Source organism: Pedobacter sp. 05T44 (assembly GCF_056395985.1).
Map to the genome: position 1 here is coordinate 62,648 of NZ_JBFTKO010000010.1, position 20,041 is coordinate 82,688.

Annotated in this window: 19 protein-coding genes; 10 read left to right on the forward strand and 9 right to left on the reverse strand. The window is 36.1% G+C overall.

The window, feature by feature from the left end:
* Positions 1 to 3: 3 nt before the first annotated feature.
* Genes AC1DDK_RS16100 through AC1DDK_RS16120 form a run of 5 tightly spaced genes read right to left on the reverse strand, consistent with a single transcriptional unit; the run spans position 4 to position 3,783 of the window.
* Positions 4 to 609 (reverse strand): hypothetical protein, encoded by a 606-nt coding sequence (locus tag AC1DDK_RS16100; RefSeq protein ID WP_246269707.1) that lies wholly within the window; start codon positions 607 to 609, stop codon positions 4 to 6.
* Positions 590 to 1,384: a metallophosphoesterase family protein gene (locus AC1DDK_RS16105; RefSeq protein WP_172662953.1), complete on the reverse strand. Its 795-nt coding sequence runs from the start codon at positions 1,382 to 1,384 to the stop codon at positions 590 to 592. The genes AC1DDK_RS16100 and AC1DDK_RS16105 overlap by 20 nt, the downstream gene beginning before the upstream one ends.
* 40 nt (positions 1,385 to 1,424) lie before the next feature.
* The gene (locus tag AC1DDK_RS16110; protein ID WP_337716256.1) at positions 1,425 to 2,081 is read right to left on the reverse strand and encodes a YdeI/OmpD-associated family protein; all 657 of its coding nucleotides are present in this window, start codon (positions 2,079 to 2,081) and stop codon (positions 1,425 to 1,427) included.
* A gap of 20 nt (positions 2,082 to 2,101) precedes the next feature.
* Positions 2,102 to 2,632 (reverse strand): RNA methyltransferase, encoded by a 531-nt coding sequence (locus AC1DDK_RS16115; RefSeq protein WP_172662955.1) that lies wholly within the window; start codon positions 2,630 to 2,632, stop codon positions 2,102 to 2,104.
* Positions 2,632 to 3,783, reverse strand: coding sequence for a galactokinase (locus AC1DDK_RS16120; RefSeq protein WP_172662956.1), 1,152 nt, complete (start codon positions 3,781 to 3,783; stop codon positions 2,632 to 2,634). Before AC1DDK_RS16120 ends, AC1DDK_RS16115 begins: the two co-directional genes overlap by 1 nt.
* Positions 3,784 to 3,937: 154 nt before the next feature.
* Here AC1DDK_RS16120 and AC1DDK_RS16125 point away from each other — a divergent pair, with 154 nt between their 5' ends.
* Positions 3,938 to 4,975, forward strand: coding sequence for an aldose epimerase family protein (locus tag AC1DDK_RS16125; RefSeq protein ID WP_337716258.1), 1,038 nt, complete (start codon positions 3,938 to 3,940; stop codon positions 4,973 to 4,975).
* Positions 4,976 to 5,302: 327 nt separating this feature from the next.
* Here AC1DDK_RS16125 and AC1DDK_RS16130 read toward each other — a convergent pair whose 3' ends face one another.
* The 4 genes from AC1DDK_RS16130 to AC1DDK_RS16145 form a co-directional block, all read right to left on the reverse strand.
* Complete coding sequence (locus AC1DDK_RS16130; protein ID WP_172662958.1) at positions 5,303 to 6,241, reverse strand: sulfite exporter TauE/SafE family protein; 939 nt, start codon at positions 6,239 to 6,241, stop codon at positions 5,303 to 5,305.
* 84 nt (positions 6,242 to 6,325) lie between these two features.
* On the reverse strand, positions 6,326 to 7,693 hold the full coding sequence (locus AC1DDK_RS16135) for an MATE family efflux transporter (RefSeq protein ID WP_288879348.1): 1,368 nt from the start codon (positions 7,691 to 7,693) through the stop codon (positions 6,326 to 6,328).
* Positions 7,694 to 7,744: 51 nt separating this feature from the next.
* A complete protein-coding gene (locus AC1DDK_RS16140; protein ID WP_172662960.1) occupies positions 7,745 to 8,368 on the reverse strand; it encodes an AlbA family DNA-binding domain-containing protein in 624 nt (207 codons plus the stop codon).
* A gap of 28 nt (positions 8,369 to 8,396) precedes the next feature.
* Positions 8,397 to 8,882 carry a DUF4442 domain-containing protein gene (locus tag AC1DDK_RS16145; RefSeq protein WP_172662961.1) on the reverse strand — a complete coding sequence of 162 codons (486 nt, stop codon included), beginning with the start codon at positions 8,880 to 8,882 and terminating at the stop codon, positions 8,397 to 8,399.
* 79 nt (positions 8,883 to 8,961) lie between these two features.
* Here AC1DDK_RS16145 and AC1DDK_RS16150 point away from each other — a divergent pair, with 79 nt between their 5' ends.
* The 9 genes from AC1DDK_RS16150 to AC1DDK_RS16190 all read left to right on the forward strand — a co-directional run bounded on the left by AC1DDK_RS16150 (position 8,962) and on the right by AC1DDK_RS16190 (position 19,999).
* Entirely contained in the window at positions 8,962 to 9,267 is a 306-nt protein-coding gene (locus AC1DDK_RS16150; protein ID WP_048905364.1) for a hypothetical protein, read from the forward strand.
* A 72-nt stretch (positions 9,268 to 9,339) separates the two neighbouring features.
* Complete coding sequence (locus tag AC1DDK_RS16155) at positions 9,340 to 9,933, forward strand: fasciclin domain-containing protein (protein WP_172662962.1); 594 nt, start codon at positions 9,340 to 9,342, stop codon at positions 9,931 to 9,933.
* Between the two features lie 140 nt (positions 9,934 to 10,073).
* Positions 10,074 to 10,268 (forward strand): coproporphyrinogen III oxidase, encoded by a 195-nt coding sequence (locus AC1DDK_RS16160; protein WP_172662963.1) that lies wholly within the window; start codon positions 10,074 to 10,076, stop codon positions 10,266 to 10,268.
* A 138-nt stretch (positions 10,269 to 10,406) separates the two neighbouring features.
* Complete coding sequence (locus AC1DDK_RS16165; protein ID WP_337716259.1) at positions 10,407 to 11,630, forward strand: MFS transporter; 1,224 nt, start codon at positions 10,407 to 10,409, stop codon at positions 11,628 to 11,630.
* An 82-nt stretch (positions 11,631 to 11,712) separates the two neighbouring features.
* Positions 11,713 to 12,609: an oxygen-dependent coproporphyrinogen oxidase gene (hemF, locus tag AC1DDK_RS16170; RefSeq protein WP_172662965.1), complete on the forward strand. Its 897-nt coding sequence runs from the start codon at positions 11,713 to 11,715 to the stop codon at positions 12,607 to 12,609.
* A gap of 121 nt (positions 12,610 to 12,730) precedes the next feature.
* Positions 12,731 to 15,325 carry a DNA gyrase subunit A gene (gene gyrA, locus AC1DDK_RS16175; protein WP_172662966.1) on the forward strand — a complete coding sequence of 865 codons (2,595 nt, stop codon included), beginning with the start codon at positions 12,731 to 12,733 and terminating at the stop codon, positions 15,323 to 15,325.
* Between the two features lie 31 nt (positions 15,326 to 15,356).
* The gene (locus AC1DDK_RS16180) at positions 15,357 to 16,430 is read left to right on the forward strand and encodes a tetratricopeptide repeat protein (RefSeq protein WP_172662967.1); all 1,074 of its coding nucleotides are present in this window, start codon (positions 15,357 to 15,359) and stop codon (positions 16,428 to 16,430) included.
* A 68-nt stretch (positions 16,431 to 16,498) separates the two neighbouring features.
* On the forward strand, positions 16,499 to 17,647 hold the full coding sequence (locus tag AC1DDK_RS16185; RefSeq protein ID WP_288879349.1) for a tetratricopeptide repeat protein: 1,149 nt from the start codon (positions 16,499 to 16,501) through the stop codon (positions 17,645 to 17,647).
* A 192-nt stretch (positions 17,648 to 17,839) separates the two neighbouring features.
* Complete coding sequence (locus tag AC1DDK_RS16190; RefSeq protein ID WP_288879350.1) at positions 17,840 to 19,999, forward strand: FUSC family protein; 2,160 nt, start codon at positions 17,840 to 17,842, stop codon at positions 19,997 to 19,999.
* The last annotated feature ends 42 nt before the right edge of the window (positions 20,000 to 20,041 follow it).

Here is a 20,041-nt window from a genome sequence, read left to right on the forward strand (position 1 = left end):
ATTTTAAAACTTAACACGCATTCCTATTCCCAGCTGAAAAATATCCGTTACAGTTAGTGCAGATGTATTTTGAAGATAATTGATCAGATAAAAATCATTCGTATTTGCCTCTATATAAAGACCAATTGCTCTGATACCCGTATTTTTCAAAAGTTTTTTTGCATCCAGCTCAATTTCGCTACTGAAAGCAAGATGCGGACGCAAAGCTTCTGACCAGTAATAATAATCATGAGCATATTGTCCGCTTGGAAATTTAAATGACAGCTCCTTATGAAAAGTATAAGTAGCAAATATTGCAGGATTAAAAGGATAAATTTTCCCCCATTCTTTCAATTTAATAGCCCATGGTTTATAGCCAAATTTAGCAGTTGCTATATTCAAAACCCCACCTTTACTACCCGGTACAAATCCATAAAGTAAATCTAAATTACCTTTTTTGTTACCAAACAGTTCATAACCAACACCTCCACTAAAATAACCTATACTTCCGGCATACTGTACAATTGCCTGATCAGGAATTAAGAATTTAAAACTTTGTGCAGATACTTTAGCACTACTTGCAACCAACAGCAAAAAAACGAAACGGAACTTAAAAATATACTCTCTCAAAACTTATCTTATTATTTACAATTTGTACAACTAAAAATTCCTTATTTGCCATCGCGCTTGTGATCACGTAGGGAATACCCGAATCATCCGGATAAAAGAGATTATAATTATGAGTATGTGCGTTAAGTGATGCCAGGAAGCCTGGAGTTTGAGCAAGTGTGGTTGTATAATCCTTGATTAATTTGCTGTCAAAATCTTCTGAATTAACCGGCACATGAGAAATACCTACAAAACCTTTAATCCCGGGCGATGGTTTCAATTCATTTTTTAACCAGGGAATATTGGGCACCTGACCATTGAAATTATACTCCCGGCTATTGCTATCGTGGCAAACGAATTTTACACCTCCGTATATAAAAGAATAATTAAGTTCGCCAAACATATGCTGAAATGTTTCCTTACCACGGGCTGTTTCGTCGTGATTTCCTATAACAGCTACATAGGGAGCATGAAGATCTTCAAGAGTTCTTGAAATCCAAAGCATTTCCTTTAAAACACCAAATTCAGTAATATCACCAGCCAGAACTACAAAGTCAATCCCCTTAATAGCATTCACGGCTTTACAAAACTTTACCGTTTCGTCTCGTGATTTCTGGCTATCGCCAGTTAAAACGAAAGTTACGGTATCATCATCCGCACCATTACCCAATCTTTTCAGATTGGTGGCGTTTACATCCTTTAACGAAATTTTATCAAAAGTTTGATTTGGACTAAACTCAAAATGGTTACAACTTGCTAAAGCAGCACAGAGTAGAAATAGTAAAAATATTCGCATACCACAAATTAAAGGGATATACAAATTTTGAATGTCAGGACTATTTCATAGTTGGATTCTTTTTACCAACCAGTAACATTTCAATAGTTTTTTGCAATCTGCCTATCCTTGTTTGTTCTTGTTTGGCCGTAAGAATCCACAATACATATTCTTTTTTATGAGAATAGGCGAGGGTCTCGAAAAAAGACTGTGCTTGCGGATGCTGCAAAAATAACTTTGCCAAATCTGATGGCACCGTTACTTTTTTATTTTCAACATCTATAAACTCAGAAAATTCATTTTTTTTAATTTCATTATTTCCAACACCAGATGCTTTTACCTGATCAATTGGTTTAATTCTAATACCTGTCCAGGTGTCGTCAATTGCTGCAGAAGCACACGGAGTAAGTTTATAAAGTTCCAGTTCATTCCATTTCTCCATCTTCAGATCGGTAACTATTCCGGAGGTCTTTTTTGGATAAGCAATCCAAACTGTTTTTTTGTCATCTATTTTTGGTGCCCAGATTTTGAGTTCCCTGTTTAATTCTGAGCTATCCTTTACAAAAAGGAGTAGACCATTAAAATCGTCAGCAGAATTGTTCACTAATGATATACTGCTAACATCACCTAAAATAGCAGTACCATTTTTGGGCGCATTTGCCAATAACACCTTAAAACCAGGTTTGAAGTATATTTTCTTTAATAACCCGTTCTCCATAATATTGAAGTAGAAATATTTTACAGTCTTAATTTAGCAAAGAAATCCCAAAGCACAATACCTGCAGATATTACGATATTAAAAGAATGCTTTGTGCCAAACTGTGGAATTTCGATGCATTCATCAATCTGGGCCATCACTTCATCACTAACCCCATTAACTTCGTTACCAAAAATCAAAGCATATTTTTCAGAAGACTTCGGTTTATATGTATTTAGCATGATGCTGCCTGCAGCTTGTTCTATGCCAATAACCCGATACCCATCGGCTTTTAGAGATGCTACAGCATCAAGAGTTGTTTCAAAATGAACCCATTCTACAGATTGGGTGGCACCAAGAGCTGTTTTTTCAATTTCTCTGTGCGGAGGCTGAGCCGTAATTCCACACAGATATAATTTTTCGATAGCAAAACCATCTGCCGTTCTAAAAACAGAGCCAATATTGTGCATACTTCGCACATTATCAAGTACTACAATAACAGGTAGCTTCTCTTGTTCTTTAAATTCATCAACACCAACGCGGTTTAGCTCATCTAACTTTAGCTTTTTCATTAAATAGCAGATGCACCGTTACCAATTTCACTAATATAAATTGCAGCAGGGTATCCAACGCGATCTACATAATAGTCTGTAAGCTGTTTGGCAAAATCTTCTTCCTGTCCTTTTTTAAGCAAGGCAATAGCGCATCCCCCAAAACCTGCACCTGTCATACGGGCACCAATAACGTGCTCATAATCAGAGCAGAAATCTACTACAGTATCAAGCTCCACTCCAGTTACTTCATACAGATCTTTTAATGATTGATGAGAAGCATACATCAAACGTCCAAACTCCACTAAGTTACCTTCATTCAATGCTTTAGCTGCTAAATTAACCCTATCATTTTCTTTAATAACATGAGTCGCTCTCTTCAAAACAGTTTCGTCAGTAATTAGATGACTATGTAAAGCGAATTTTTCCGCTGTTAGTTCACATAAATTATTAAGCTTAATTTCTTGATTTAATTGAGCTAATGCTGTCTGGCATTCAGATACTCTTTCGTTATATTTAGATTCAGCCAGCTTACGAGGTTTGTTTGTATTGATGATAGCAAGTGAATAATCTCCAAGATTACAATCTACTATCTTATATTTCAAGGTATCGCAGTTTAATACTATGGCTTTATCAGTTTCACCAAAGGCAACGGCAAATTGATCCATAATACCACAGTTCACACCTATAAATTCATTCTCAACTTTCTGAGCTAACAATGGTAGTTCAATCTTCTCATAACCTAACTTAAAATAGTCATTTAAAGCATAAGCCATTACTACTTCAATAGAAGCGGAAGAAGATAGACCTGAACCAATTGGAATATTACCAAAAAACAATAGATCCAAGCCTGTCGGAATTTTATGTTTCTTTGAAATTTCATTAAAAACACCCAGGGGATAGTTGAACCACTCAGAACCAGTTTTAGTATAAGATGGTTTCAGTTCAATTTGTGCAGTTTCCTCAAAATTTAAGCTTTTAAATCTGATTACGTTGTCGTTGTTTGGAGCAATAATTAACCAGGTTCCTAACGTAACTGCACAAGGCATTACCAAGCCTCCATTGTAATCTATATGTTCGCCAATTAAGTTTACGCGACCTGGAGTAAAATAATGTGCTGTTGGTTGTTGTTCATACTTTTCAAAGAATTTATTGGTTAATTCCGCTTTCATTGTAATATTTTAAATTAATGTTTTAGTTTTAATAAAGTATTTATAGTATTGTTTGACAAACGAGTGGATCCAAAAATACCTGGCCCTAAATATACAACTATGAACCGAATCGAGTAAGTTCAATTCAACATAAAATGCATTTTATTATATATAAATGAAGACTAAACTAGTAAAGACAGGTAAAATTATAGATGGCAAAGAAGTACTTGGTGTAGAATTAACAAATACTAAGGGAACATATGTCAAAATATACAATTATGGGGCTATAATAAGTAAATTTATAGTAACCAATAAAAATGGAGAAAAGCAGGATATCGTATTGGGATTTGATGATTTTGATCAATACTTAAGCGAAGAATATTTAGCAAATTATCCCTATTTAGGTGCTGTTATTGGCAGATATGCCAATCGAATTAAAAATGGCAGATTTACTATTGATGGAGAGGTTTATCAGCTATCGCAAGCAAAAGGAGGAGACTGCCTGCATGGTGGCGATATGGGTTATGACAAGAGGGTATGGGAGGTCTTGTCTACCATTGACCCAAGCGTAACACTTCAATACACAAGTCCGGATGGCGAAGAGAACTTCCCAGGAAACCTTACCATTCAGTTAACTTTTAAGTTAACTGATGAGGACGAGCTGATTCTTGATTTTAAAGCAACAACAGACAAAGCAACAGCTATTAACTTAACCCATCATGGTTATTTTAATCTTTCCCCAACTGGTGGTTCAGTAGGGAAACATCACCACAGAATGCCTGCAAGCAACTATCTTGAACAAGACGACAACTATGTAGTAACAGGAAAACTTATTCCTGTAGAAGGTACTCATCATGATTTTTTGGGTGGTAAGGAATTTGACGCAGACTGGGATCCTGCCGAAGGATACGATCAAACCTACGTACTCGATAAAGAATATGGTGAGCTCACATTAGCTTCTGAAACAACTGAACAAACCGGAGGCTTAAAACTATCTGTTTATACTACTGAACCAATTGCCCATTTATATACAGCTAAATACCTTAATGTGAAGCACGGCAAAGAAGGAAGAAATTACGAACCTTTTGGAGGATTTTGTGTAGAAACGCAACATCATCCAAATGCGATTAATATTCCTGCATTTCCAAGCACTGTATTGAGGCCTGGTGAAACATACACTCAAACCACTATTTACAAGGTAGAGCACAGCTAAGGAATTGCCTAAGAAAATATAAAGGGTAATGAAATATCTTCAATACCCTTTTATTTTTTAGCGATTATATATTGCTTTTTTTCACATGAAGTGCACTTATACCTTTTAAGTGGTACCCAAAACAGTATTGTTTTTACGATTTGTTGTCGTGGAATTCGATAATCTAGTGGTTTAGCGCATCTACGGCAATGATATTTTTCAATTCCAGCTGAACTTTGTTCCATTATTAATTTAATTTAACATTCATTTGGAGCGTGCTTTTAAGATTCCTTATACACTATAAATTTATGGAATATTTTTCCAGGTTATATTAAGCAACTAAGATTCTTAGGTTAATTTATCTATAAACATCCAAATGATGCGCAAACTCGATATAATTACTATAATACCAACTCCTATAAACATCTTTTTAATAGGAAGTTTACCTACTAAACGAGCAGCTAATGGGGCAGCTATTATTCCACCAACAATTAATCCAAGTATAGATTGCCAATGACTAACGCCAAGAATAAAGAAGAATGTAACTGCACTTGCCATGGTTACAAAAAACTCGGTTAAACTAACAGAGCCGATTACATATTTAGGTGTACGGCCTTTAGAAATTAGGGTAGAGGTAACTAATGGCCCCCAGCCACCGCCACCAAACGAATCCAAGAAACCTCCGGCTCCAGCCAGCCAGCCTGCACGTTTTACCTTTTGAGGCTTCTGTTTTTCTTTAAATGCATTAGTTAATATCCTGATCCCAAGTAATAATGTATATATAGAAATTACCGGCCTTATCCATACCGAAAAGGCATCTCCGGCATATCCTAGTAATAATGCACCTGCAATTGCGCCCAGCACACCTGGAATTAACAGGGTTTTAAAAAGTTTTTTATTTACGTTACCAAAACGATAATGACTAAAACCAGATGCTCCACTAGAAAACATTTCGGCAGTATGAATACTCCCAGAAATAACTGCCGGATTTAAGCCACCAGACAACAGCAGGGTAGTAGAAATTACGCCATAGCCCATTCCCAAAGCACCATCAACCATTTGCGCCATAAACCCGACAACAAGCATCCATAAAAACTTATCGTCTAACTGTGCGTATAGTTCTTCGCCAAATGCCAAGGCATCCTGATAAGTAACATTATTATAAATGGCAATGCCGATAAACAAGGCTGCCAATATAAATAGACATATATAAGCTATCCGTTTCCACTTCTTTTCTTGTAATTTATTGCTTACGGCAATTCTAATCTGGTTTTCGCGTATGCTCATTATTGTCTGCTCATATTAAATCTATCGAATTAGTCGACAATATTAGCGCAACTTAATGAATAAACAAAATTTTTATTTTTTTATTTACGCAGATACCCTAGCGAGCAAAATTCTGGTCTTATTTTGAAACCTGATAAACAATAGGATGGAGGCTGTGAGCAATCCGAACGTTAACCCGTACCAAATACCATTAACGCCCATGTTGAGCTTTATACCAAGGAAGTAACCCAACGGAATACCAATTACCCAGTAAGCAATAAAGGTAATGATGGTTGGAACATTCACATCTCCAATACCTCTTAAAACCCCTAAACCTACTACCTGGGTACCATCAAATAATTGAAAAAATCCTGCAATAATAAGTAACTGAGCGGCAATACTGATTACGGCGTTATCTTCTGTATAAAGAAAGGGCAGTAGGTTATTTGCCAGTACAAAAAACAATGCGGTAACAGTCATAAACAAAAGTATTACGTGGTAACTTGCAATGGCTGATTGCCTAAGGTCTTTAAAATTGCTTTTCCCAAAGTTATTGCCTGTTTTAATAGTAGCTGCAGAGGCAATTCCACTCGCCATCATATAGGTAATAGAGGCAAGGTTTATAGCTACCTGATGGGCAGCTTGTTCTACAGCCCCTATGGTTCCGATTAGTATAGCTGCTCCGCTAAAAGCACTAATTTCAAAGGAATACTGCAGTGCAACCGGCGCACCAATTTTAACAATTTTAAATGCTCTTACCTTATCAAAAAAGGTGGCCTTAAATTGCTTAATATAAACCTTAAAAACAGCTGACCGTAAAACATATATAGTCATTACTATAGCCATAACCGTACGATCTATCAAAGTACTTAGGCCTACACCTTTTACGCCCATAGGAGCTATGCCAAACATCCCCTTAACAAAAATGACTCCCAAAATAATATTAATCACGTTACCCCAGATAGACACGAACATTGCTTGTTTTGTAAAGCCCAATCCTTCGGCAAACTGTTTGAAAGTTTGAAATATCATTAACGGGATAATAGAGAAACCAAGCAAACCCAGATACGGTTTTGCATAAGCAACAACTTCGGGCGACTGCCCGATATGATCTATTACCATCAAAGTCCCTAAATGAACAAAGGCATATAGCAATAAAGAGATAGAGAAATTTATAATTAAGCTATTAGAAAGCAGCTTACCACATTCATCGTAATTTTTACGGCCATTCTCTTGAGCTATCAGAGGTGTTAATCCATAAGCTATCCCCATACCTAAAACCAGGATCAGCATAAACAGACTATTCACTAATGATACAGCAGCAAGCTGAATTGTTCCAGCAAAATGACCAACGATAACACTGTCTGCCAGGTGTGCAAGGGTATGGCCCAGCTGAGAAACAACAATAGGCATTGCCAATCGTAAATTATCAGAATAATAAGGTTTGTACTTAGTGTATAAGGTATTCAACATTTTAGCAAAAGTCGGTTATTTTGTTGTGATTTATGAAAACATAGCCACCTTTTATACAGTAGTAAAGAATTCTTCCTTATCTGACGTGTGAGGTTTTATAACGCCACTTAGAATTAAGCTTACCAATATCTTTTGAGCTTGCCGATAGGAGCTGCGTGTAAGCTTACTAAACTGCTTAAGCGTTATCCTCCCTTCAAGATTAAGATGCTCAAATAATTTCTTTTCCTGCTCTGTATAAGTAATCAACTGGCCGTTGACTTTACTACTTTTTTTAATCACATCAACGATGATCTTGCTGGCCAAAATGCTTTTATCATTTACCCGATAATAAACCCACCATTTTTTATTTTCATCAAGCGCATAATGAGGTTTAGTATCACTTTCGGCAATTTTCACAACCAATACTAATTTGTCATCAATATATATTTCCTCAAATTCAGGTTCTATTGCAGGTTTACAGAACTGATGGGCAGACTTGGTGATCATATAACGCTCTTCATCTTCAGATTTTACGCCTTTAATACTACCATCATCAGCTACACCAATAAGCAATTGGCCTCCTTTATTATTAGCAAATGCAACCAGACTCTTAGCAATCTTTTCGTTGTTTGTAATCGTCTTTTTGAAATCCAGTGTAGTTCCTTCGCCCTGCAAAATTAGTTTCCTGATATTCATTTGTATATTTTCTTAAGCGAATGGTAATTTAATAAGCTATTCTTGGTTGTTCGCCCTGATGAAGGTTCCTAACGTAAACTTCGTTTAATACTGTGGCGCATATTTCACCTTCAGCATTGGTTATTTCCATTGGATAGGCTTTTATAAATTTCCCAGAAGTGTTTAAAGTCTCAATAGCCTCATTCAACATATCATCTGTAACTTTTATCGTAAAGTATAAATTGCCCCGACCAGGTTTTAAATACTGTATTGAAGCACTTTTTAACCAAACCCTTACCTTAAATCCTTCTCTTTGGAGCAGCTGATCAAACAGCAATGCATAAAATGGATCAGTTGCAGCATATATAGTACCTCCAAATATAGAGCCGTTATAATTCTTATTAAAAATGCTCTTGTTAATTTTTACATCAACTCCTCTAAATCCTTTATGAAATCTTTTAACCCATATGCGCTGGAACAGCATAGGAGGGTACAAGCACAATCCCCATTTAAGGGTTTTCTCTGATACAACCATGATGCTTAAATATCAGAAAGTTTATTGAACTATGAAATTTTATGTGGCAGGATAAAGTAAATTTTTAGTAAATTAGAGTATGTATATATACGATACCCTTACAGCAGCTGTATCTGACCTTGAGAAGCGAGGTTATGAATACGATTTTACGCTTAACTCTGACTTCTTGGAGTGTAAAGCAATTGACATGAAATTGATGCCTGAGGAGTTTGAGATTGATGAATTTTACAGGTTTGAAGGCATGAACGACCCAGACGATAGTGCCGTGATCTACGCCATATCATCTCCGGTAGGTAATTTAAAAGGGGTATTAATTGATGCTTACGGTGCCTACGCAGAAAATGTTTCTCCTGAATTGCTCGATAAATTAAAAATGCATCAATAAAAATCTGCTTTGTTGTTATTCTCGTTTATATGTTAAATAAAACGAAAATCTAAAACAACAAAACTAAATTTTATGAAAAAGCAATTTTTAAGTTTAAGCGCAGGGGTGGCATTACTGGCTCTTGTTTCTGCTTGTAATTCTTCTAAAACTGCCGATACAATGAACGATAGTTCAATGATGGACACGTCTGTTGTTGACACAACTATAGCTACCGAAAATGGGGTTAAAGTTGGTGGCGCCGTGATGGTTCCGTCTAAAAATATTGTAGAAAATGCTTTAGGATCAAGCGATCATACTACATTGGTTGCAGCTGTTAAAGCAGCCGGACTGGTTGAAACGCTAAGCGGAACAGGCCCATTTACGGTGTTTGCACCTACAAACGAAGCATTTGCTAAATTGCCTGCAGGTGCGGTTGATAATTTATTGAAACCGGAAATGAAAAAAGATCTTACCAATGTACTAACTTATCATGTGGTTTCGGGTAGCTATAAATCTTCTGATTTAAAAAATGGAATGGAGCTTACAACGGTTCAGGGTCAGAAAATCAAGCTAACTGAGAAAAACGGTGAATGGTGGGTTAACGATGCCAAAATCACTATTCCAGATGTAATTTCCAGTAACGGTGTAACTTATGTAATAGACGGTGTTTTGATGCCAAAAAAATAAATAATTGTTAATTTTTTAAAGGCTTTTCTGGTAAAACAGGAAGGCCTTTTTTTGTGTTTTTAACTAACCAGTTTTAAATTATTTAAAACTTTTATGGGTTGACCTTGTTGATTGTCCAGTACTTATATAAAAATAATCCTATGAAAAAGTTAATTTTAAGTCTTGCTTTTGCGGGCTCGGTTATAATAGCCACTTCAGCATGCAACTCAACGAAGAATGTATCAGGTACTTCAGATAGTACCTCAACAGACACAACAATGAAACCCGTGGATACTGCTAAAACAGTTCCGGCTGACACTACTAAATTACCTCCAGATACAACTGTAAAACCTTAGTAATAGAAATCTTAGGTAAATAACGAGCAATAATTCAAACATGTATCGGGGCTAAATTCTTCGATACATGTTTTTTTATCAAAATGTTTTATCATAAATAAAATTTGTTTGTATTTTCAGCAACCAAACAAACTTTGTATGATTAACAGCAAACAGAATAAAAGTGTATTTTTTTTAATCCTGGTGGCCGCCCTAGGCTATTTTGTAGACATATACGACCTTCTTTTATTCCTTATTATCAAAAACAAAAGCTTATCGTCATTAGGAGTTCCGACAGACAAAATTACCGAAACAGGCCTTTATCTGATGAACTGGCAAATGGCGGGGCTACTTATTGGAGGTATATTCTGGGGTATTCTCGGAGATAAAAAAGGAAGGTTGTCTGTACTTTTTGGCTCCATAATCATGTATTCCCTTGCTAATATTGCGAACGGATTTGCGACAAGCATTCCGGTATATGCGGCGTTAAGATTTATTGCAGGAATAGGCTTAGCAGGAGAACTCGGTGCTGGTATTACGCTTGTAAGCGAAAGCATGAGTAAGGAAAAGAGGGGATATGGAACCATGTTGGTGGCGGGAATTGGCCTTATGGGTGCAGTAGCAGCATATATAGTTGGGGATCTTTTTGAATGGAGAACTGCATTTTTTGTGGGCGGAGGCCTGGGTATTGTGTTATTGCTTTTAAGATTTGGTGTTTTTGAATCTGGATTATTCGAAAAAATGTCTAAAAAAGAAGTTACCAAAGGAAACTTCTTCATGCTATTTTATCCCTGGAAGCGCTTCTCTAAATATTTAAGCTGTATCATTATCGCTGTGCCGCTATGGTTTGTAGTAGGGATTCTGGTTGGCATAGCCCCTGAATTTGGAAAAGCATTAAAGGCCGTGGATGTTCTAGACAACGGAAAGGGTGTAATGTTTACCTATATAGGAATTTCACTAGGTGATTTCTTAAGCGGTGCTTTAAGTCAGCTTTTCAAAACACGTAAAAAGATCGTTTTTATCTTTATTACCCTAACATTTTGCACCATGCTGGTATATCTGTTAAACACAGGATGGACAGCAACTGGTTTTTATATATTGTGCGTATTTTTCGGTTTGTTCACAGGATATTGGGTTGTATTCGTAACTATTGCAGCAGAACAATTTGGAACCAACCTGCGTGCCACAGTAACTACAAGTGTTCCAAATATGGTAAGAGGATCGCTAATCCTGGTTACGCTTTTATTTCAGTTTTTAGTGGTAAGAATGGGAATTATCAACGCAGCACTTTGTCTGGCAGTATTAACAGTAGGACTTGCATACATCGGTTTGTATAATTTGGATGAGACTTATAGTCGCGATTTGAACTTTGAAGAGGAGTAGTGTCAAAAAAATGTACTATCTGAAAATTAAAGGAATGATGCCTTTTTATTAAGGTTAACTTTGCGTGTATAGTTTTAAAGAAATGGTGTTTAAAGATAGAGTAGTAGCGGCTTATCAGCAAATTCAGGATCAGATTTGCAAAAGCCTGGAGTTGGCAGATGGCAAAGCTAAATTTGAAGAAGAGATTTGGAATAGAGATGGTGGCGGCGGTGGTCGCACACGCATAATGCAACATGGCGATGTTATTGAAAAGGGTGGCGTTAACTTTTCTGCAGTACATGGTAAACTACCAGAATCCGTTAGAAAAGCCTTTAAGGTTGATAGCGAAGACTTCTTTGCTACCGGTGTATCAATCGTTATGCACCCAAATAACCCGTTTGTACCTATAATTCATATGAATATCAGGTATTTCGAAATGGATAACGAAACAAGATGGTTCGGTGGAGGGATAGATTTAACTCCACATTATATTATTGATACCGACGCACGGTATTTTCACCATCTTTTAAAACAAACTTGCGACGAATTTGATACGTCTTTTTACCCTAAGTTTAAGGCTCATGCCGATGATTATTTCTTCATCAAACACCGTGAAGAAACAAGGGGAGTTGGAGGTATTTTTTACGACCGATTAAGACCTGAAAACACAGGTTTATCCTTTGATCAGATTCTTGATTTTTCTATAGCAGTTGGCAATACATTTATTCCCGCATATACGGAACTAATTGACAGAAACAGAGATAAAGAATTTGACGAGAAACAACAAGAGTGGCAATACCTGCGCAGAAGCCGATATGCTGAATTTAATTTGGTGTACGATGCAGGAACAAAATTTGGTCTCGAAACCAACGGTAGAATTGAATCTATTTTAATGAGTTTACCACCTATGGCCAAATGGATCTACAATCATCAAACACTTCCAGACAGTGAAGAATCCTATACATTAAGCAAGCTTAAAAAGGGGATAGAATGGGCTTAAGAATAGCCTAATTTTTACGTTAAAATTTTTCCACAATGCGCCTTAATGGCGCTTTTTTTATTAGCTTCGCAAGGTTATAAGAATACCACATTTAAATCGTTCTTAAGGAACATTAATATTTATGGCAGAAGATTTAGAAAATCAAGAAAACGACAAAATAATAAGGATCGATATTGACGAGCAAATGAAATCAGCTTACATCGATTATTCGATGTCGGTTATCGTATCAAGGGCTCTACCTGATGTACGTGATGGATTAAAACCTGTACACCGCCGAGTGTTATATGGTATGCTCGATCTGGGATTAACAAACAACAAACCATATAAAAAATCTGCACGTATTGTAGGTGAGGTACTGGGTAAGTATCACCCACATGGTGATGCTTCTGTTTACAACACTATGGTAAGGATGGCTCAGGAATGGAGCTTACGTTATTTAATGGTTGAAGGACAGGGTAACTTTGGATCAATCGATGGTGACTTTCCAGCAGCAATGCGTTATACAGAGGCCCGCTTCCAGAAGATTGCAGAGGAAATGCTTGCTGATATCAATAAGGATACTGTAGATTTCCAGTTAAACTTTGATGATTCATTGCAAGAACCAACAGTTCTTCCGTCAAAAGTTCCAAACTTACTGATCAACGGATCATCAGGTATTGCAGTGGGTATGGCTACAAATATGCCTCCTCACAACATTACAGAAGCTATTAATGCAACAATAGCTTACATCGAAAATAACGATATTACTATTCCTGAATTAATGAAGCACATAAAAGCACCTGATTTTCCTACAGGAGCTATTATTTATGGCTACGCAGGTGTTCAGGAAGCTTTTGAAACTGGTAGAGGCCGTATTGTAATGCGCTCTAAAGCAGAAATTGAAACCACAAAGGACCGCGAAACCATTATTGTTACCGAAATACCTTACCAGGTTAATAAGGCAATGATGATCGAGCGTACTGCTGAACTTGTTGGAGAGAAAAAAATTGAAGGTATTTCAAACATTAAGGATGAGTCCAATAAAGACGGTATCCGTATTGTTTACGAAATTAAACGCGATGCCAATGCTTCAATCGTACTAAACAATCTATTCAAGCAAACTGCGCTACAAACTTCATTTAGTGTAAATAACATTGCCCTGGTTAAAGGCAGGCCGCAATTATTAAATCTAAAAGATCTGATTCAATATTTCGTTGAACACCGTCACGAAGTAGTGATCCGCAGAACTAAGTTTGAATTAGCCGAAGCAAAAAAACGTGCTCACATCTTAGAAGGCTTGTTAATTGCACTTGATCATTTAGATGAAGTAATTAACCTGATTCGTAGTTCAGATACCCCTGAAGAAGCGAGAGTAGGCTTAATGGAGAAATTTGGATTAAGTGATATTCAAGCCAGAGCCATCCTTGATATGACACTCCGCAGGTTAACTGGTCTGGAGCGTGATAAAATTAAAGATGAGTACAACGAATTAATGAAAACGATAGAATACCTACAGTCTATTTTAGATGATGAAGGTAAACGTATGCAGATCATCACTGAGGAATTAACCGAAATGAGAGAAAAATACGGTGATGAGCGTAGAACTCAGATCGTACACTCTGCAGAAGACATGAGCATGGAAGACTTCATCGAAGATGAAGATGTAGTAATTACCATTTCTCACGAAGGTTATATCAAACGTACTCCGGCAACAGAATACCGTACACAAGGTAGAGGTGGAAAAGGTTCAAAAGGCAGTGACTCAAGAAATGAAGATTTCATTGAACATATGCTAATTGCATCCAACCACAACTATATGTTATTCTTTACAGAAACAGGTCGTTGTTTCTGGTTAAGAGTATACGAAATTCCTGAAGGATCTAGATTAAGTAAAGGAAGAGCAATCCAGAACATCATTAATATCCCTAAAGAAGAAAAGATTAAGGCCTTTATTAAGGTTAAAAACCTTAAAGATCAGGAGTACCTTGAAAATAATTATATTATCATGTGTACCAAAAAAGGAACAATCAAGAAAACTTCTTTGGAGGCATATTCAAGACCTAGGGTTAATGGTATTAATGCAATCAATATCAATGAAGGTGATCAGTTACTTGAAGCAAGTTTAACCACCGGAACCAGTGAAATTGTTATGGCATTGCGCTCTGGAAGGGCAATTCGCTTTAACGAAGAAAAGGTGAGACCGATGGGTAGAACCGCAACTGGTGTTCGTGGTGTAACCCTTGCTCATGAAAATGATGAAGTAGTTGGCATGATTGCTGTTAATGATCCGGGAGCTACTGTTCTTGTTGTATCAGAAAAAGGTTATGGCAAACGTACCGACATCGAAGATTATCGCGTTACAAATAGGGGTGGTAAGGGAGTTAAAACCATTAACGTTACTGAAAAAACCGGAGCACTTGTTGCGATTAAAAACGTAACTGATGCAGATGATTTAATGATCATCAATAAATCAGGTATCGTTATCAGAATTGTGGTTAGCGAATTAAGAGTAATGGGCAGAGCAACACAGGGTGTTCGTTTAATTAACTTAAAAGGTAACGACGAGATTGCTTCAGTAGCTAGAATTGATCACGATGACGAAGAAGTAGAAGAAACAACTGAAAGCCATATTGTGGTAGACGGTGAAGCTCTTGAAGCTGCTCCTGATGAGGATATTACAGAAGAAACTGGCGAAGAGGAAGCTGGCGACGATGCGGAGGAAGAAACCGAAGATTAAAAATCAAATTGTTGAACATATATTAAATAAAATGAAAAAGATACTTTTTAGTTTATTATTTGTAGGTGTTGCCACACTTGCTAATGCACAAAAGAGTGAAATTGAAGCTGCTAAAAAACAATGGGCACTTTTGTCTTTAAACAAAGACAAAACTTTGGCTGACAATTTAAAAACTCTTAATGAAGGATTGGCACATACAGATAAAGCAATTGCTCATGAGAAATCTAAAGACCTGGTTGAATCTTGGTCGTACAGAGCATTATTTGCTTCAAGAATTGCATTGGTAGATTCATTAGATGCTGCCAATTCATCTGCAAATCAAAAAATTGCTGAAGAAGCGGTAGAAAAAGCAAAAGCATTAGATACTAAAGGCAATGAAAAAGAAAACATTGAAAATGCCAGACTGACTATTCAGGATGCAATGAGAAACAGAGGAATCTACGCTTACCAAAAGAAAGATTTCGCTGGAGCTTTAGCAGCATTTAATGAAGTAACTGCCAAAAACCCTAATGACACAGCCATGTTTATCAACGCTGGTGTTGTGGCTAAAGAAGCAAAAAACTACCCTGAAGTAGTTAGAAACTTTAAAAGAGCTATTGAGCTGAACTACAAAGATTCTAAAATGCTTTATAATGATATCATCAAAACTACTTTTGATGATATAAAGGATAGTGTTGCAGGTTTAACTATATTAAAAGAAGCATCTGCTAAGTATCCTGAGGATCCTTATTTTATAGGTGTTGAAACTGACATTTACTTAAAAAGAGGAGATATTGCTAAATCACAGGAAATGCTTGGTAAATTGGTAGCAAAAGAGCCTAAAAATGCAAACTATCAGTCGTTACTAGGTGATACTTACTATAAACAAGCACTTGCTATACAAACTCAAAGAAATGCTTTAGATCCTAAGAAAACTAAAGAATTTAGTGAGTTGGGTACTAAAATGACTAAATTCATAGATCAGGCAATTCCTTACTATAAAGCAGCACTTGATATAGATCCAAAACATGTAAATACTTTGGAAAACTTAGCTATTATATATGCTTTTAAAAATGACAATGTTAACTACGAAGCAATTAAGAAAAGACTTGCCGAATTAAAATAGGTATATTCAAAAATTTTGAAAGTGAAAAGAGGGATAGATTTATCCCTCTTTTTTTTTAAGTTTGTATTATGAGTAAGATATCTTTTATTGGTACTATATTTTTAGTTGTAACGACTTGGAACCTGGCTTTTTCACAAAAAAGTCAACTTCTAATAGCAAGAAATAGCGTAGGTAAATTGCAAATGGCCATAAACAATAAGCAAGATGCTAATGCACAATTGGGAATAATAGGGGAAGGGATAAAAGCGAGCGAAGCTGCGCAGAATGATAAGAAAACAAAGAAATGGCCTGAAACATGGGCAATTAAAGCATACTTAAGCTCATATGTAGCTATCACAGATCCTAATGAGGGTAATTCCGATAAATATTATGGTTTAGCCATAGAGGCTATAGATTCAGCTAAAAGACTAGATAAATTTCAAACAAATACCCATTTAATAGAGGCATCTATATACAATATTAATATCAAAAAGCAGGAAAAAGCAAATGCAGCTTTCGCAAAGAATGATTTCACAACAGCCTTCAGCTTATTAAAAGAAGTAAGTGATTTTTTTCCAAAAGATACCACTTTAGCTGTTAATACAGCTTTAGCTGCTCAAAATATCAGAGGTTTCGACAATGCGCTCGAATATTTCAAAAGAGCAAAAGAAAACGGAGCAAGAAATCCCGCAATATTTCAGAATCTTGCCAATATATACACTTCAAAATTTGAAACCGACCAAGCAATCAAAACACTTGAAGATGGAATTCGAGTAAATGCCGGAGATGTAAATTTGACTAACAACTACATCAACTTATTACTTGATAACGAAAAATATGTTGAAGCGATAAAAGTTATTGAGAATACACTTAAGACTGACACAGCCAACAAATTACTTTATTTCCTATATGGATACCTATACCAAAATAATTCCGGCTTAGGAACGGCAGAATTGGCTTATAATAAAGCATTAGTTATAGATGAGAATTATTTCGATGCTTTGTACCAATTAGGTGTCGCGTATATACAATCTGCCAATGAAGCCTTAAAATCAACCAGCGCAGATAAAAATCAGAAATTTACATCATTCATTAACAGAGCTGAAGTTGCATTACTACAAGCTCATGAGATCAATCAGAATGATAAACCAACTGTCCAGCTGTTAATAGAAATCTATACGCGTAAGAACAAGCTGGATAAAGTTCAAGAACTTAAATCCAAACTAGAAGAGTTTTAATTCGGATAACATCCCTCACAAGAGAGATGTGCAATTTATTACTTAACATAATATTAATTATGTGACTTATATATAATATTATTTGTAAGTGCGTTCTATCAGTTTTTTTATTATTTTGCAATAAGTGATTTTGCTGATACATAGTTTTAAAAATTGTCAAATTATTGGTATTTGATCTGCTAAATTTGCAATATGTTTGATCGTCCCATTAGAAGTATTCATGATTTCCTGCTTAGCACTTACTTTGCTGACGGCCTGAGAATTACATTCGGTGTTCTTTGTCCTTCTTTAATTTTAGCCCAGTTTGGAATGCTTCAATATGGTATGACTTTATCATTGGGAGCTTTATGTGCTAGCGTTGTCGATTCTCCTGGCCCAATTATACATCGCAGAAATGCCATGTTAATTACCACAGTTTTAATCACATTAATATTTATAATTGTCGGGCTTACCAACAGCAATATTTATTTTACAGGAATTGTTATCGCTGCCTTCAGCTTTGTGTTCTCCATGTTTTTTCTATATGGTTTAAGAGCTGCTTCAATTGGAACCGCTGCATTATTGATCATGGTGTTAAGTATTGATGACATTAGACCCTGGACGGAAGTTCTGTTCTCTGCTTTACTTATTTTCGCTGGTAGCATTTGGTATACGTTGCTCAGCTACTTTTTCTATAGATTAAGGCCATATCGAATTGTTCAGCAAACCCTTAGTGACTCAATCCACTCGGTTAGCGAGTTTTTAAGAGCAAAAGCGAAATTTTATCGTCAAAATACAGATTACGACGATAATTATGCTGATTTACTTCAATTGCAAGTCACCGTACATGAAAAACAAGATGCTGTTAGAGAAGTTCTATTTAAAACTAGAGAAATAGTTAGAGAAACAACTCCCGAAGGCAGGTTCCTCCTATTGGTTTTTGTAGATATGGTCGATCTCTTCGAACAAGTAATGTCTACCTATTACAATTACAAGCAACTTCATGAACAATTTGATGCTTCAGGAATTTTGATACATTACGAATCCGTAATTATAAAAATAGCCGATGAGCTCGATGATATTGCCTTCTCCTTAAAAACAGGAAGCACCCCTAGCCTACCCACTTCGCTAATTGAAGATGTAGCTAAACTAAAAAATGAAATTACTGCACTTGAAGTTAATAATACGGAAAATCAATATAATACGCTTGGTATCATCGCTTTAAAGAATATTGAGGTAAACATAGAAAATATCCTATCTAGAATTAAAACCATCAATGGATATTTCAATAAAAGTGAGAAAAAGAACCTTAAACCACGTAACATTGAGGTTGAAAGATTCATTACAAGACAAAATATCGATTTTAAACTATTACTTGAAAACATAACCTTTAACTCTTCAACTTTCAGGCATTCATTAAGGGTTGCTATAGTAATGCTTATTGGTTTTATTGTCGCAAAATCTTTAAGTTTCTCTCATAGCTACTGGATACTCTTAACCATACTGGTAATCTCTAAACCAGGTTTTAGTTTAGCTAAAAAAAGAAATATAGAGCGTCTGATAGGCACTGTAATTGGTGCTTTCGTTGGTATGGGAATATTGGTCTACATTGACGATAAAAACACCCTCTTTGTGATTTTACTGATATGTATGATTGGCTGTTACAGCTTTCAGCGCAAAAATTACGTAGTAAGTGTACTTTTCATGACACCCTATATATTAGTATTATTTGATTTCCTTGGCCTTGGAGGTCTCTCCCTGGCCCGCGAAAGAATCTACGACACATTAATAGGATCAGGTATCGCAATGCTGGCCAGCTATTCATTGTTTCCAAATTGGGAGTATGAAAAGCTCAAGGAGGCCATGATGGACACGCTAACCGCAAACATAAGATACTTTGAACAGGTTAAGCTGTTTTATTCAGAGCAGGTTACAGATCTAACTAACTATAAGGTAGCCAGAAAAGAAGTTTATGTAACAACAGCAAATCTGGCCTCGCTATTTCAGCGTATGTTTTCTGAGCCAAAAAGCAAGCAAATCATGATGAAGGAGTTACATCAGTTTACTGCCCTAAATCACCTCTTATCCTCTTATATAGCTACATTATCTTTGTATAACAAAGACCACTCCTTTGTTTTTTCAAATTTTGAAGAGCTAAATCCAATCACACAAAACACCATCTATTTGCTAAACTTAGCTTCTGAGAATCTGTTCAAAAATACCGGAGTGGTTAATAACGTTCCATTAATCAGAAGAAATATGAATGTTAACGATGATGAGCAAAGTGATGAGATAATCATTGCAGAGCAGTTTGACATGATCCAAAAGGTAGCGTACGATATCTATAAACTATCAGAAAAAATTAAATTGTAAAACTTTAGTTCTGCCGCTGTTGTTATAATTTCATTGTAAAAT